Genomic DNA, 13116 nt, shown 5'->3' on the forward strand with positions numbered 1-13116 from the left:
GTGACTAGTTTACCAGTGACAGGAATTCAGCACGTGTTGCGGGATTAGATCGGAAGCTTCCCAGCATCATTGATGTCTTCATCATCGCGTTTTGCTTTTCGACACCGCGCATCATCATGCACATGTGTTGCGCTTCAATCACAACGCCTACACCCAGAGCACCGGTCACCTCTTGAAGTGCTTCGGCAATCTCTTTGGTCATGTTCTCTTGGATCTGAAGACGGCGTGCGTACATGTCTACGATGCGCGCTATTTTCGACAGACCAATCACTTTACCCTGTGGAATATATGCAACGTGGGCTTTGCCAATGAAAGGGAGTAGGTGGTGTTCACACATTGAGTAGATCTCAATATTTTTCACGAGCACCATTTCAGAGTTGTCTGATGGGAAAAGCGCTCCGTTAACCACCTCTTCAAGCGACTGGTCGTAGCCTTTGGTCAGAAACTTCATCGCTTTTGCAGCGCGTTTAGGCGTATCTAACAAACCTTCGCGGTTAAGATCTTCGCCAATCGCTTCAATGATGTTTTCGTAGGCTTTTTCCATGACTCTATTCCTTTCTCGGGCCTATTTATGCCCGTTAACAACTAAGCGGGCAAACATACGCCAATGTCACCCTTGGGTAAAGGTTTACCGATTGGATTTATGACGCTCATCCGATTTAAGAAGCAGGTAGAGTGCTCCGGTTCCGCCATCTTTTGGCTGAGCAGAGCAGAACGCTAGCACGCCCTCTGTCTGTTGCAGCCACTCGCTGACGTAAGTCTTCAAAAGGGCAGGTTTGTTAGGGTCAGTATAGGATTTGCCATGAACAATCAGTATCGATTTGAGGCCCTGCTTACGACAATCCCTAATAAACAGATGCAACTCGTTGCGTGCTTGGTCGACGGTAAATCCGTGCAGATCAAGACCAGCATCCCAACCTAAGTGACCCGATTGCATCCGTTTGATTAACTTCAGTTGAACACCGGGTACTGCAAAAAGAATGCTCTCTTCGGCACTGAGTAATTCGTGATGAATAGAGTTTAGCCCATCGACGATAAGCTCCTCTTTTTCGGCGGCCGCCAGTCGACGATATTCAATCGATCCCTCATCGGGTTTGTTGACGGGGCGTTGAATATCAGCGCGATTCTGCTCAATCGGCGTCACATCCTTAAAAAGCTCCTTTAGAGAAGCGAAATCACTGATCTTATCACTCTTATCAGACATGTTGATTACAGGTAAACTATGGCAACTTTTGATTCGGATATTATCAGGTTAGCCATGAGCTCAGATCAAGCAGTGATCGAACAACTTCTCACTCTTCGCGATTACGTTCGCTGGACACTCAGTGAGATGAACCGTCACCAAGTCTATTTTGGTCATGGCCATGTAGACGCTTGGGATGAGGCGCTGCAGTTAGTGTTTAATGCGGTGGATCTTCCGTGGGATAGTTCAGCTGAACTGTTAGACGCAAAACTTCTGCCTTCAGAAAGAGAGCGTGTCATCGATTTTGTGCAGCAGCGCTGCCAGCAACGTAAACCACTACCGTACATCACCGGTGAGGCTTGGTTTATGGGACTGCCATTCACTGTTGATGAGCGTGTCTTGGTTCCGCGGTCGCCGATCGCACAGCTGATCGAACAGCAGTTCCAGCCCTGGCTTGGCGATGTGGATGTAGAGCGCGTTCTGGATCTTTGCACCGGAAGTGGTTGTATCGGTATCGCTTGTGCTTATGCATTTGATCAAGCTGAGGTAGATCTTGCCGATCTATCAGACGATGCACTTGCGGTGGCTAATATCAATGTGGCACGTCATGAGATGGAAGAGCGTGTGCGCGTTGTCCACAGTGATCTGTTTAACAATTTAGAAGGTGAGGTTTACGACCTAATCGTCACCAATCCCCCGTACGTTGATGCTCCGGATGTAGCCTCAATGCCTGCTGAATATCAGCATGAACCTGAAATGGCGTTAGGTTCAGGTGATGATGGTTTGGATATTACTCGCCGGATCTTGAGAGAGGCGGGTCGTCATCTGAGTGAACAGGGGCTCCTGGTGGTGGAAGTGGGCAATTCAGAGGTGCATCTAATGCAGGCTTACCCTGAGCTTCCACTAATATGGGTTGAGCTCGATCAGGGCGGTAATGGTGTCTTTGTTATTGATGCTCCCAGTCTTCGTGCACACCAAGAATTTATTTAATGACTGAGCTGAGGCTCAAACAGAAGGATTAGGACCATGTCCGGTAATACATACGGAAAGCTTTTCACAATCACCACCTTTGGCGAGAGCCATGGCCCAGCACTGGGTGCCATTGTCGATGGCTGTCCTCCTGGGATTGAGTTGTGTGAAGAGGATCTTCAGCTGGATCTTGATCGTCGTAAACCAGGAACCTCACGTCACACGACGCAGCGTCGCGAACCGGACCAAGTGAAGATTCTGTCTGGGGTTTTTGAAGGTAAGACCACCGGTACATCCATTGGTTTGCTGATCGAGAATACCGATCAACGTTCAAAAGATTACGGCAACATCAAAGATCAATTCCGTCCTGCTCACGCCGACTACACCTATCATCACAAGTACGGTATCCGTGACTACCGTGGTGGTGGTCGATCTTCGGCTCGTGAGACTGCGATGCGTGTAGCAGCCGGTGCTATTGCGAAGAAAGTACTAGCGAAGCAGGGCATTGAAATTCGTGGCTACCTGTCACAGCTCGGTCCTATCGCTATTGATCACACTCAGTTTGATTGGAATGAAGTGGGTAATAACCCCTTCTTCTCACCTGATGCTGATGCTGCAGCCAAAATGGAAGTCTACATGGACGAGCTACGCAAAGAGGGTAACTCAGTGGGCGCTAAGATCTCTGTTGTTGCTTCGGGTATTCCTGTCGGGCTGGGTGAGCCTATTTTCGATCGGTTGGATGCCGATCTGGCCCACTCACTGATGAGTATTAATGCCGTGAAAGGGATTGAGATTGGTGATGGGTTTGCATCGGTTGCGCAAAAAGGGACTGAGCATCGCGATGAGATGACGAAAGAGGGTTTTCTCTCGAATCACGCGGGTGGGATCTTAGGCGGTATCTCCAGTGGCCAAGATATCATTGCGCACATCGCGCTTAAGCCAACGTCAAGCATGCGTCTGCCTGGTCGCAGTATTGATAAGTTTGGTAATGAAGTGGAGGTGGTAACCAAAGGCCGTCATGATCCCTGTGTCGGTATTCGTGCCACACCCATTGCAGAAGCGATGATGGCACTGACTTTGGTTGATCATCTGCTGCGTCATCGCGGCCAAAATGCGGATGTATCGGTTGATACGCCGGTGCTGGGTCAGCTTTAAGATGTTAAAGACCCCTTACTACCTTATCGATCGATCGAAACTCCAGAAGAACCTGGAGAAGATCGCCTACGTACGTGAGCATTCGGGTGCTAAATCTCTGCTAGCACTGAAATGCTTCGCGACCTGGTCCGTGTTTGATCAAATGTCGCAATATATGGACGGTACAACCTCATCCTCACTCTATGAAGTTAAGCTAGGTCATGACAAGTTTCCCGGTGAAACACACGCTTACTCGGTCGCCTATGACGATCATGAGATAGAGGAGGTGCTCGCTAACTGTGACAAGATCATCTTCAACACCATCAATCAGTTTGAACGCTTTGAAGAGCAGAGCCGTGACAAGACGCGTGGCTTGCGCGTGAATCCGGGTATTTCAACCTCTGAGTTCATCATTGCCGATCCAGCACGTCCGTATAGCCGCCTGGGTGAATGGGACCCTGAGCGTATCGAAACGGTAGTCGATAAAATTTCTGGTTTCATGTTCCACAACAACTGTGAAAATGGCGATTTTGAGCGTTTCAGTGCCATGCTCAGTGATATCGAAGCGCGCTTTGGCCACCTGATTGCCAAAATGAAATGGATCAGTTTAGGTGGTGGTATCCACTTTACCGGGGATGACTATCCGCTTGATCAATTCTGTCAGCGTTTGAAGTCATTCTCTGAAACCTATGGTGTTCAGGTCTATTTAGAGCCTGGTGAAGCGGCCATTACCAAGAGTACAACGCTCGAAGTATCGGTATTGGATACACTCTACAACGGTAAGCACCTAGCGATTGTTGATAGCTCGATTGAAGCGCATATGCTCGATCTTTTGATCTATCGAGAGGACGCTCGTATGCCACCTTGTGATGGTGAGTACAGCTATCAGCTGTGCGGTAAGTCTTGCTTGGCAGGCGATATTTTTGGTGAGTTTAATTTTAATCATGAGCTTAAAGCCGGTGATCGACTCTCAATAGAGGATGCGGGTGGCTACACCATGGTTAAGAAAAACTGGTTCAATGGTGTGAAAATGCCCTCTATAGCCATTAAAGAGTTTGATGGTTCGATCAAACTTGTTCGTGAATTTGGTTATCAAGACTTTGTCGATAACCTCTCTTAATAGTGTTAAGTAACGCATCGGAGTGCGCGATCTTATGAAAAAGAATGTACTAATTATTGGCGGCGGTGGTGTTGCCCAGGTGGTGGCGCATAAATGCGCCCAACACAACGATATCCTCGGTGATATAGCGATCGCTTCAAGAACCAAATCGAAGTGTGACGCGATCATCGACAGCATCCATGAGAAGGGTGCAATGAAGGTGGATGGCAAGTTAACGGCTCATGCACTGGATGCAATGGATACAGCCGCGACGGTTGCATTGATCAAAGCGACGGGCTCTGAGATCGTGCTTAATGTCGGTTCAGCTTTCGTCAATATGTCGGTACTTGAAGCCTGTATCGAAACGGGTGTCGCTTATCTAGACACCGCTATTCACGAAGACCCACTTAAGATTTGTGAAAACCCACCTTGGTACGGTAACTACGAGTGGAAACGTCGCGAGCGCTGTAAAGAGACAGGCACCACGGCTATTTTGGGCTGTGGCTTTGATCCAGGTGTCGTAAACGCTTACGCTGCATTGGCTAAAAATGAGTACTTCGATACGCTCGAGTCAGTTGACATTATCGACATCAATGCGGGCGATCACGGTCACTGGTTCGCCACCAACTTCGACCCTGAGATCAACTTCCGTGAGTTTACCGGACGTGTCTACTCTTGGCAGAACAATCAGTGGCAAACCAACCAGATGTTTGAGATCAGTCGTACTGACGATCTGCCTGTAGTCGGTGAGCGCACAAGCTACATGACGGGTCACGATGAGATCCACTCTCTATCAGCCAACCTAGGTTGTCCTAATGTACGTTTCTGGATGGGCTTTGGGGAACGTTACATCACCGTATTCACGGTTCTGAAGAATCTGGGTCTTCTCTCTGAACAGCCAATCGAAACGGCTGAAGGGCAGAGTGTTGTCCCTCTTAAAGTGGTTAAAGCTTGTCTTCCAGATCCTGCGTCACTTGCACCCAACTACTCCGGTAAGACCTGTATTGGTGATCAGGTGAAAGGGACCAAAGATGGTCAAGAGCGTGAAGTGTTCATCTACAACGTTGCTGACCATAAAGATGCCTACAATGAGGTCGGTAGCCAGGGTATCTCCTACACCGCTGGTGTTCCACCGGTTGCAGCTGCGTTATTGATTGCAACAGGTGAATGGGATTGTAAAACGATGGTCAACGTAGAGGAGTTGGATCCACGTCCATTCCTGAATCATCTTAACCACATGGGTCTACCCACATGGATCCGTGATGAAAATGGAGAGCGTCCGCTCGATTTCTCATAATATCGACTAGCTCCCATCAAGCCCAGATGTTATAACGAAAACTTGTTATCCCACTGGGCTTTTTTAATGCTTGAACTCTTCCCTTGGGCCGCGTTTCTTGTGGCCATTACCCTATTAACACTAACCCCCGGTGTCGATACGATGATGGTATTGCGACGCTCTGTAGGCAGTCGAAGCCAGGGCTTTTTGGCCAGTCTTGGTATCTGCCTGGGACTGTTTGTGCACGGAACATTGAGTGCATTAGGCGTGGCTGCCATTCTGGCCAGTTCAGAAACACTGTTCTTTTACATGCAGATGTTAGGAGCAGGCTATTTGATCTTTCTTGCACTGAAAGCGCTTAAAGATCTATTCATAGGACGCGCATTTATTTTGGAATCTGTTGCTGAGCAAAGAGCTTTACGCTCGGCCTTCTATCAAGGTTTTCTCAACAATCTGTTAAACCCGAAAACCTTACTCTTCTATATGGCTCTGTTACCGCAATTTCTGGTATCGGGCTATTCACCACTCCTGCAGTCTCTGATGATGGCGTTAATCCATTTTTGTATCGCCATGGTCTGGCAGGGTGGTTTGGTATTGGGTGTCGATCGAGTACGTCATCTTCTGTTCAATAGAGGTGTGATCAGAGCTTTAGATGGCTTAAGTGGAAGCGTTTATCTGCTGTTCGGACTACGCCTGTTGCTTGGTGAGCGTAGTTAACGATGCGCCTTGAGCTAAGACTTTCACTCTTCTACTACACCTTCTTTTCACTGTTAGGCGTGGTGATGCCATTTTGGGCTCCCTATCTTAGCCATGAAGGTTTCAATGCTGAGGAGATTGGACTTCTATTAGGCGCGTTTCACCTCTCTAGGCTTTATGCTCCAAGTATTTGGGGCTATGTGGCCGATCGTCATATGGAGCGCATGCGGGTTGTTAAACTGGGTGCACTGCTGGCCGTATTAGCCTTTGTTCCGGTGCTGTTCATTGAGGGGTTTTGGCCGCTGCTGCTTGCGATGCTCTGCTTCTCATTTTTCTGGAATGCGATTTTGCCGCAATTTGAAGTAGTGACCTTAAGTCATCTAGGTGAGAAGCGAGATCGCTACGGGAAAATTCGTTTGTGGGGGTCCGTTGGGTTCATTGCGGCTACCTTGATCGGTGGTGAGTTGTTCATAGACGATCAGATCGAGTGGGTGCCTATTGGGTTGTTGGTGGTATTAATTGCTATCTACTTTGCAACCTGGACGGTTCCCAAGCCGGCTGCCGCACCGATCAATTCCGCCAAATCTGTCTCTGTTGCAAAGGTGATGAGACGTCCTGAAGTGATACAGTTCTTTGCACTGATCTTTTTTGCACAATTGGCTCACGGCCCCTACAACGGTTTTTACACCCTCTTGCTGCAGCAAGAGGGGTATAGCGGCTTATCCATAGGTTTATTGTGGTCTTTAGGCGTTCTGGCTGAGATAGCGATGTTCGCTGTGTTGCACAAATTGTGGCAACGCTTTTCGCTCGTAAGTGTCTTTATGGCGAGTTTAATGCTGGCAGTGCTGCGCTGGTTAATGATGGCAACCCTGTCTGACTCACTGCTAATTATCATACTCTCTCAACTGCTACATGCTGCCAGTTTTGCGGTGCTGCATGCCAGTGGCATTCGTATTGTGCAGCAGCTCTTTCCCGCTGGAAGCGAGGGCAGGGCGCAGGCTCTGCACTCTAGCCTCGGCTTTGGCTTAGGTGGTCTGTTTGGTTCCATCATTGCTGGCTACCTTTGGCACCACTTCGGTTCTGGCGTTAGTTTCATCTTTGCGGCGGCAGCCAGCTGCGTAGCTCTGTTGTTGATATCCTTCGGTAAGTTGCCGGCAAAAGTGCAGCAAAATAGCTAAAAAGGTTTTTTTGCAGTGCGAAAATAAACGCGTTATGCTCAAGCCTACAGGCTTCTTAAAAGTGCTGGATGGAGATCGTTATGAAAATCAGTGTAGATGTTGATTTAACCCCAGAAGAGTTTCGCCGCACCCTAGGTCTACCCGATGTGTCCGAAATTCAAAAAGAGTTAGTTGAACAGTTTAGACAGCAGATGCTTAATGGCGCAGATGGTTATGACGCTCTCTCTTTAATGCAGCCCTATCTAAATTCAGGCCTAAATTCGATGGAGGCCATGCAAAAGGCTTTCTTCGGAATGATGACCAGCAATACCAGTGATAAAAACGATAAATAATTGTTGAGGTACTTTTGTGCGCATTCTTCGTAAATATACAAACCGCCGTCTCTACGACACCTCTCGCAGCTGCTACGTGACCCTTGAAAATGTGAAGCAGCTGGTAATGAACGGTGAGACCTTTCAGGTTCAGGATTCTAAAACAGGCCAAGATTTAACGCGCAACATTCTCCTGCAAATTATCTCTGAGCAAGAGGCTGATGGGGGCGGTACCTTGCTAACCAATCAGGTGCTTCAGCAACTCATCCGCTTCTACGGTGATAGTATGCAGGGCATGATGAGCCAGTACCTAGAACAGAGCATCAGCGCCTTTCTAGAGCACCAAGATCGTATTCGAGACCAGATGGAGACGATGATGGGCGCCGCCAATCCATTAACGATGATGAACAAATTGACGGATCAGAACATGGCGTTTTGGAATATGTTCAATCCAGCGGCTAAGCAAGAGGGTGAGAAAGAGGAAAAATAGCGCTTTCTTTCGTTCTGCATACTTTAGAAAAGAGAGCCTGCGCTCTCTTTTTTTGTGTTCAAACTAAGCCTATTTTTGGTTCAAGTGCGTCTCGATGGCATCAATCACTTGGCCACGACAGCGATCACTGATGAAGGCGCCGATGTGACCGGCAGGAAGAGCCAACTCTTGGTAGGGGGTGTTGGGAGTAATGGCTGTTTGTAACGCTTGGCTTGAGGCAGGTGGTACCAAGTGGTCTTTAGTGCCAAATATATTCAATATGGGAGATCGGATGGACGTTAGTTTTACGGCTTTGGAGTCGACATAGAATGAGCCTTGAATCAGTCCATTCCCTTTAAAAAATGTCTCTGCAAACTCTACAGCGGCCCGGCCTGCTAGATCAGGACTGTCATTGATCCACTGCTCCATGCGCAAGAATAGCTCGGCGCTTGTCGGGTCTTGAATCGAGCGGCTCAGGCCCATCTCTTTTACGACACCCAGTTGCAGTGGTTTAAGCGCAGCGTAGATCTGATTGAGAAACTGACCCGGAAGGTTTCCATAGGATTTGACCAGCTGTTCAATGTTCGTCTCTCGGACCATTTCGCTAAGCGTAAACCCCTCGACATCAGTATCCACGGGTGTGACCAAAGTGACCAGTTTACGAACACGCTCTGGTTTTAAACTCGCATAAGCGAGAGAGAATACGCCACCCTGGCATATGCCCATTAGGTCAATCTGTTCAAAACCGGAACGCTCTATAACGCACTGCACGACGCTATCTAGATAGTCGCCAATGTAGTCATCAAGTCCAATATGTCGATCACACAGATCGGGATAACCCCAATCGATCAGATAGATATCACGCCCTTTGGCTCGTAAATCTTGAACCAGTGAACGGTCGGGGGCTAAATCGAGAATAGTGGGTCGATTAACCAGCGCGTAACAGATAATCAGCGGCGGCTGTCTGCGTCGTCCAGACTGTTTAAAGTGCAGCAGTCTCATCTTATCGAGGGTTAACAGCACCTCGGCTTTCAGTGAGCTATCCTCCAAAGGGGGGAGTTCACTGAGTACCGCCATAGCCTTAGCCAGCTCTTTTTGTGAATCGAGCAGGGCTTGGTTATAGCGATTAGCCATTGTGATCACCTGATTCAAGGGCAGAGAGTCGCTTCTCTAACTGTCGAATGCGTCTGCGTTGTTGATCGAGCTGTTCAATCATTCTATCGAGTTGCTCAGGTGAGGGGAGTCCCGCTTGCTCTGTAAGTTGCGTCAGAAGTTGTTTCCATGCCAGTTTTAGATCGGCCCATCCATTCAGCCACCCGCTTTGAGCTAGCTGCATCGAGGGCTCTTGGAATTGAACCTGGTAGGTGCTGTCGTAGATCTTACCCCAGAGCTCAATCTGATCCTTGGCAGAGAGTGAGTCATCGAATTGCTCTTGCCAGGTCTGGGTTGCCAACTCAGTAATCTGATTCATCTCTTCGGTCAGTGTTTGGCCTGCTTGCTGCCACTGCATAAAGGATTCAATCAGTTGGTTAAGTTTTTCAAACTGAGGAGTGTTCAATGAGGATTTTAACTGCTCAAATTTAGCGAGTTGCTCCTCATTAAACAGGGTCGATAAGTGGGTGTGAGTGAACAAGAGCGGTGCCATCTGCTGTGGCAAACTCGCCTGTTGCAGAAGAAGTTGGACGTTGAATTGGTGCAACTCTTCTCTTAGCTTTTTCAGTTGCTCGCTGGAGTCGGTCGCTTGATCCTGCAGTGCTTCAACCACACTCATCATCGCTTTGGAGTTTTGAGCAAGCGTTTTGATCCACTGGGCATGATTACTGGAGAGTTGTTCAGGGTGCGTTTGGAACTGATCCATTAGATGGTTCCACTCATTTAAACGAGTGGTATCGATAACAGATCCCGTCTGCTCGAACTGCTGCAGCCATTGATTGAACTGATCTAGAAGCGGATGGTTCACGCTAAGCCCTTATTTACTCTTTGAATCATAGTAATTCACCCTGATTCAGTTATGAACCCTTCTGCGCATCCTCTTTTAGTAGATTGAGCAGTTTGCCCGCCGCATTAGAGAGTGTTCTGTCACGGTGGTAGATAAACCCAAGTGGGCGTTCAATGGCGTCACTGTCGATCACCACCTTATGCAGGCTGTTATCAATCATCGACTCTGGAAGTAGGCTCCAGCCTAAACCAACACTGACCATCATACGAATGGTATCAAGGTAGTTGGTGCTGATACCTAAATTGGGTGTTAGACCTCGCTGGGCTAACTGTTCGTGCACAATCAGAGAGGTGAAGGTGTTCGGGGCAGGCAAAATACCCGGGTACTGGTTCAACGTTTCAAAATCGGTTGTGCCATGCTGAGCGATAGGGTGGTCGTTGGAGACACAGTAAAAGAGTCGATCTAACCACAATACTTCTGAGTGGAGACGTGGGTCTGACTCTGGCGAGAGTGTGATCAGTGCCAGTTCAATGTCACCATGCAATACCGCCTCATAAGCCACTTCTGACTCATAAAAGCGCAGATCTAGCTCTACGTCAGGGAATTGGGTGGTGAAGGTGCGCAGTGTGTTGGGAAGTCGGTGAAGGCTAATATGGTGGCTTGCTGCGACCGACAGGCGACCTGAGATATCACCCTTTATATTTTCAACGACGCGCTTGGCGTCTTCTAACTCCGCCAGAATGCGACGTGCCTGGGGGAGCAGTGCTTTACCGGCATCGGTCAATGCTATGGTTCGACCAATTCGATCAAACAGCCGAGCTCCAACCTGCTCTTCTAGCTGAGCCACGCGTTTGCTGACTGCTGACTGAGTTATAAACAGTCGCTGTGATGCTTGGGAGAAACTGCCTAGCTGAGCGGTTTCAACAAAAGCCTGTAGGGTAGAGGTATCCATAAGCCTAAGCTTACAAGAGAGCGGTTGAAATAGGCATAAAAAAAGCACCACAGAGGGTGCTTTTTGATCAAAGACTTATCTCAGGATTCGTCTTCTTCTAGTAGCTCTTCGCGAACAATGTGCACATCTTTTGGTGCTTCAATGCCGAGACGAACACTGCCGCCACCTGCTTCAACCACCATTACTTCAATGTTGCCATCAATAATCAATTTTTCGCCGACGTTACGTGTAAGTACAAGCATGGATAAGAGTCCCTTCTTAGGAAAAGTTAATCTGTTTTTTGTGTTACCAATGAAATGTAGACCATATTTTGAACTTTACAAAAAAAAGATTAATTTTTTTCAAAAAATTTAACTATTCTCATTTGGAATGGAAATTATAAATAATAAGAGTTTGTCTATTGAAAGAGGTGTGGATAAAATTTAGCCACTTTTAAATCCTTACGGATAGGTCACCAACCAGGAGAGAGAGATGGCTGGTAAAACACTCTATGACAAATTATGGGATGCCCATTTGGTGCGTCAGAACGAAGATGGCAGTTCATTAATCTACATCGATCGTCAAATTCTTCATGAGGTCACTTCACCTCAGGCTTTTGAAGGCCTGCGTATGGCGGGTCGTAAACCCTGGCGTATCGACGCTAACCTAGCAACACCTGATCACAACGTACCCACCACTGAACGTGCTGGTGGCGTCGATCAGATTGTCGATCCTGTTTCTCGTATTCAGGTAAAAACACTGGATGAGAACTGTGACGAGTACGGCATTGTCGAGTTCAAGATGCTTGATGAGCGTCAGGGTATCGTTCACGTTGTGGGCCCAGAGCAGGGTATGACTCTGCCAGGTTCTACCGTTGTCTGTGGTGACTCGCATACCTCTACCCACGGTGCTTTTGGTGCGCTAGCGCATGGTATTGGTACTTCTGAGGTTGAGCACGTTCTTGCGACTCAGTGTCTGATCGCTAAGAAGATGAAGAACCTTCTGATTAAAGTAGACGGTGATCTTGGTGTTGGTGTCACCGCTAAAGACGTTGTACTTCACGTGATTGGTGTTATCGGTACGGCCGGTGGTACAGGTTTTGCGATGGAGTTCGGGGGTTCGGCGATACGCTCGCTCTCTGTTGAGGGTCGTATGACTATCTGTAACATGGCGATCGAAGCGGGTGCTCGTGTAGGTCTTGTAGCGGTTGATGATAAGACGATTGAGTACTTTAAAGGTCGTCCATTCTCACCAACTGCGGATCAGTGGGAAGCGGCTGTAGCAAACTGGAAAAATCTAGTCTCTGATGATGATGCTCAGTTCGATAAGGTCGTTGAGATCAACGCCGCTGATATCAAACCTCAGGTGACTTGGGGTACCTCGCCAGAGATGGTGGTTGCTGTCGATGGCACTGTGCCAAATCCAGCGAACGCTAAAGATGCAGATGAAGCGAACTCTATTACTCGTGCGCTTGAGTACATGGGCTTGAACGCGGACCAGGCGATTACCGATATCAAACTTGATCGTGTCTTTATCGGTTCTTGTACTAACAGCCGTATCGAAGATATGCGCGCTGCCGCTGCAGTTGTTAAAGGCCGTAAGGTTGCAAGCACAGTGAAGCAGGCGCTTGTTGTTCCTGGTTCTGGTCTTGTAAAAGCGCAGGCAGAAGCGGAAGGTTTGGATAAGATCTTTGTTGAAGCGGGTCTTGAGTGGCGTGAACCGGGCTGTTCAATGTGTCTTGCGATGAACCCAGATAAGTTGGGTAATGGTGAGCACTGTGCATCAACCTCTAACCGTAACTTCGAAGGCCGTCAGGGCTTCGGTGGTCGTACCCATCTAGTGAGCCCAGCAATGGCGGCGGCTGCTGCGATTACAGGCCACTTCGTTGATGTGCGCGATTTTGAGTTGAACTCTTAAGTTAGGGCGGAGAT

General features: G+C 48.2%; 15 protein-coding genes. 9 read left to right on the forward strand and 6 right to left on the reverse strand.

The features are described 5' to 3' along the window. Positions 1-4 precede the first annotated feature (4 nt). Positions 5-544, reverse strand: coding sequence for a GTP cyclohydrolase I FolE (folE, locus tag XMD579_RS04965; RefSeq protein ID WP_173480816.1), 540 nt, complete (start codon positions 542-544; stop codon positions 5-7). 84 nt (positions 545-628) lie between these two features. Then, positions 629-1204: a Smr/MutS family protein gene (locus XMD579_RS04970; RefSeq protein WP_173505974.1), complete on the reverse strand. Its 576-nt coding sequence runs from the start codon at positions 1202-1204 to the stop codon at positions 629-631. Between the two features lie 54 nt (positions 1205-1258). Between XMD579_RS04970 and prmB the strand changes: the two genes are divergently transcribed. The 8 genes from prmB (at position 1259) to phaR (ending at position 8336) form a co-directional block, all read left to right on the forward strand. Further along, positions 1259-2173 carry a 50S ribosomal protein L3 N(5)-glutamine methyltransferase gene (prmB, locus tag XMD579_RS04975; RefSeq protein WP_173482416.1) on the forward strand — a complete coding sequence of 305 codons (915 nt, stop codon included), beginning with the start codon at positions 1259-1261 and terminating at the stop codon, positions 2171-2173. 36 nt (positions 2174-2209) lie between these two features. Continuing rightward, positions 2210-3307 carry a chorismate synthase gene (gene aroC, locus XMD579_RS04980; RefSeq protein ID WP_173505975.1) on the forward strand — a complete coding sequence of 366 codons (1098 nt, stop codon included), beginning with the start codon at positions 2210-2212 and terminating at the stop codon, positions 3305-3307. Between the two features lies 1 nt (position 3308). Continuing rightward, positions 3309-4406 (forward strand): carboxynorspermidine decarboxylase, encoded by a 1098-nt coding sequence (gene nspC, locus XMD579_RS04985; RefSeq protein ID WP_173484481.1) that lies wholly within the window; start codon positions 3309-3311, stop codon positions 4404-4406. A gap of 34 nt (positions 4407-4440) precedes the next feature. Next, positions 4441-5682, forward strand: coding sequence for a saccharopine dehydrogenase family protein (locus XMD579_RS04990; protein ID WP_173482419.1), 1242 nt, complete (start codon positions 4441-4443; stop codon positions 5680-5682). Positions 5683-5748: 66 nt separating this feature from the next. Beyond that, positions 5749-6378: a LysE family translocator gene (locus tag XMD579_RS04995; protein ID WP_173482420.1), complete on the forward strand. Its 630-nt coding sequence runs from the start codon at positions 5749-5751 to the stop codon at positions 6376-6378. A gap of 2 nt (positions 6379-6380) precedes the next feature. Then, entirely contained in the window at positions 6381-7535 is a 1155-nt protein-coding gene (locus XMD579_RS05000; protein ID WP_173505976.1) for an MFS transporter, read from the forward strand. Between the two features lie 80 nt (positions 7536-7615). Continuing rightward, complete coding sequence (locus XMD579_RS05005; RefSeq protein WP_173480824.1) at positions 7616-7867, forward strand: DUF6489 family protein; 252 nt, start codon at positions 7616-7618, stop codon at positions 7865-7867. Between the two features lie 16 nt (positions 7868-7883). Further along, on the forward strand, positions 7884-8336 hold the full coding sequence (gene phaR, locus XMD579_RS05010; RefSeq protein ID WP_173505977.1) for a polyhydroxyalkanoate synthesis repressor PhaR: 453 nt from the start codon (positions 7884-7886) through the stop codon (positions 8334-8336). 69 nt (positions 8337-8405) lie between these two features. On the opposite strand, the gene XMD579_RS05015 is transcribed toward phaR, so the two are convergent. The 4 genes from XMD579_RS05015 to XMD579_RS05030 all read right to left on the reverse strand — a co-directional run bounded on the left by XMD579_RS05015 (position 8406) and on the right by XMD579_RS05030 (position 11448). Further along, positions 8406-9449 carry an alpha/beta fold hydrolase gene (locus XMD579_RS05015; protein ID WP_173505978.1) on the reverse strand — a complete coding sequence of 348 codons (1044 nt, stop codon included), beginning with the start codon at positions 9447-9449 and terminating at the stop codon, positions 8406-8408. Next, positions 9442-10275, reverse strand: coding sequence for a hypothetical protein (locus tag XMD579_RS05020; RefSeq protein ID WP_173505979.1), 834 nt, complete (start codon positions 10273-10275; stop codon positions 9442-9444). Before XMD579_RS05020 ends, XMD579_RS05015 begins: the two co-directional genes overlap by 8 nt. A 49-nt stretch (positions 10276-10324) precedes the next feature. Continuing rightward, on the reverse strand, positions 10325-11206 hold the full coding sequence (locus XMD579_RS05025; protein WP_173482426.1) for a LysR family transcriptional regulator: 882 nt from the start codon (positions 11204-11206) through the stop codon (positions 10325-10327). Between the two features lie 80 nt (positions 11207-11286). Next, positions 11287-11448 carry a carbon storage regulator gene (locus XMD579_RS05030; protein ID WP_173480830.1) on the reverse strand — a complete coding sequence of 54 codons (162 nt, stop codon included), beginning with the start codon at positions 11446-11448 and terminating at the stop codon, positions 11287-11289. 229 nt (positions 11449-11677) lie between these two features. Between XMD579_RS05030 and leuC the strand changes: the two genes are divergently transcribed. Further along, on the forward strand, positions 11678-13102 hold the full coding sequence (gene leuC, locus XMD579_RS05035; protein WP_173482427.1) for a 3-isopropylmalate dehydratase large subunit: 1425 nt from the start codon (positions 11678-11680) through the stop codon (positions 13100-13102). Positions 13103-13116: the final 14 nt, after the last annotated feature.

Origin of the sequence: Marinobacterium sp. xm-d-579 (assembly GCF_013282935.1) — a bacterium.
In the GTDB taxonomy this organism is placed as follows: Bacteria; Pseudomonadota; Gammaproteobacteria; order Pseudomonadales; family Balneatricaceae; genus Marinobacterium_E.

What these genes read in the sequence shown, in the direction of transcription:
- nspC (WP_173484481.1), top strand. Translation starts at nt 3,309, where the DNA reads ATGTTAAAGACCCCTTACTACCTTATCGATCGATCGAAACTCCAGAAG.
- aroC (WP_173505975.1), top strand. Translation starts at nt 2,210, where the DNA reads ATGTCCGGTAATACATACGGAAAGCTTTTCACAATCACCACCTTTGGC.
- XMD579_RS05015 (WP_173505978.1), bottom strand. Translation starts at nt 9,449, where the DNA reads ATGGCTAATCGCTATAACCAAGCCCTGCTCGATTCACAAAAAGAGCTG.
- XMD579_RS04970 (WP_173505974.1), bottom strand. Translation starts at nt 1,204, where the DNA reads ATGTCTGATAAGAGTGATAAGATCAGTGATTTCGCTTCTCTAAAGGAG.
- XMD579_RS05000 (WP_173505976.1), top strand. Translation starts at nt 6,381, where the DNA reads ATGCGCCTTGAGCTAAGACTTTCACTCTTCTACTACACCTTCTTTTCA.
- prmB (WP_173482416.1), top strand. Translation starts at nt 1,259, where the DNA reads ATGAGCTCAGATCAAGCAGTGATCGAACAACTTCTCACTCTTCGCGAT.
- XMD579_RS05025 (WP_173482426.1), bottom strand. Translation starts at nt 11,206, where the DNA reads ATGGATACCTCTACCCTACAGGCTTTTGTTGAAACCGCTCAGCTAGGC.
- folE (WP_173480816.1), bottom strand. Translation starts at nt 544, where the DNA reads ATGGAAAAAGCCTACGAAAACATCATTGAAGCGATTGGCGAAGATCTT.
- XMD579_RS04990 (WP_173482419.1), top strand. Translation starts at nt 4,441, where the DNA reads ATGAAAAAGAATGTACTAATTATTGGCGGCGGTGGTGTTGCCCAGGTG.
- XMD579_RS05005 (WP_173480824.1), top strand. Translation starts at nt 7,616, where the DNA reads ATGAAAATCAGTGTAGATGTTGATTTAACCCCAGAAGAGTTTCGCCGC.
- XMD579_RS05030 (WP_173480830.1), bottom strand. Translation starts at nt 11,448, where the DNA reads ATGCTTGTACTTACACGTAACGTCGGCGAAAAATTGATTATTGATGGC.
- leuC (WP_173482427.1), top strand. Translation starts at nt 11,678, where the DNA reads ATGGCTGGTAAAACACTCTATGACAAATTATGGGATGCCCATTTGGTG.
- XMD579_RS04995 (WP_173482420.1), top strand. Translation starts at nt 5,749, where the DNA reads ATGCTTGAACTCTTCCCTTGGGCCGCGTTTCTTGTGGCCATTACCCTA.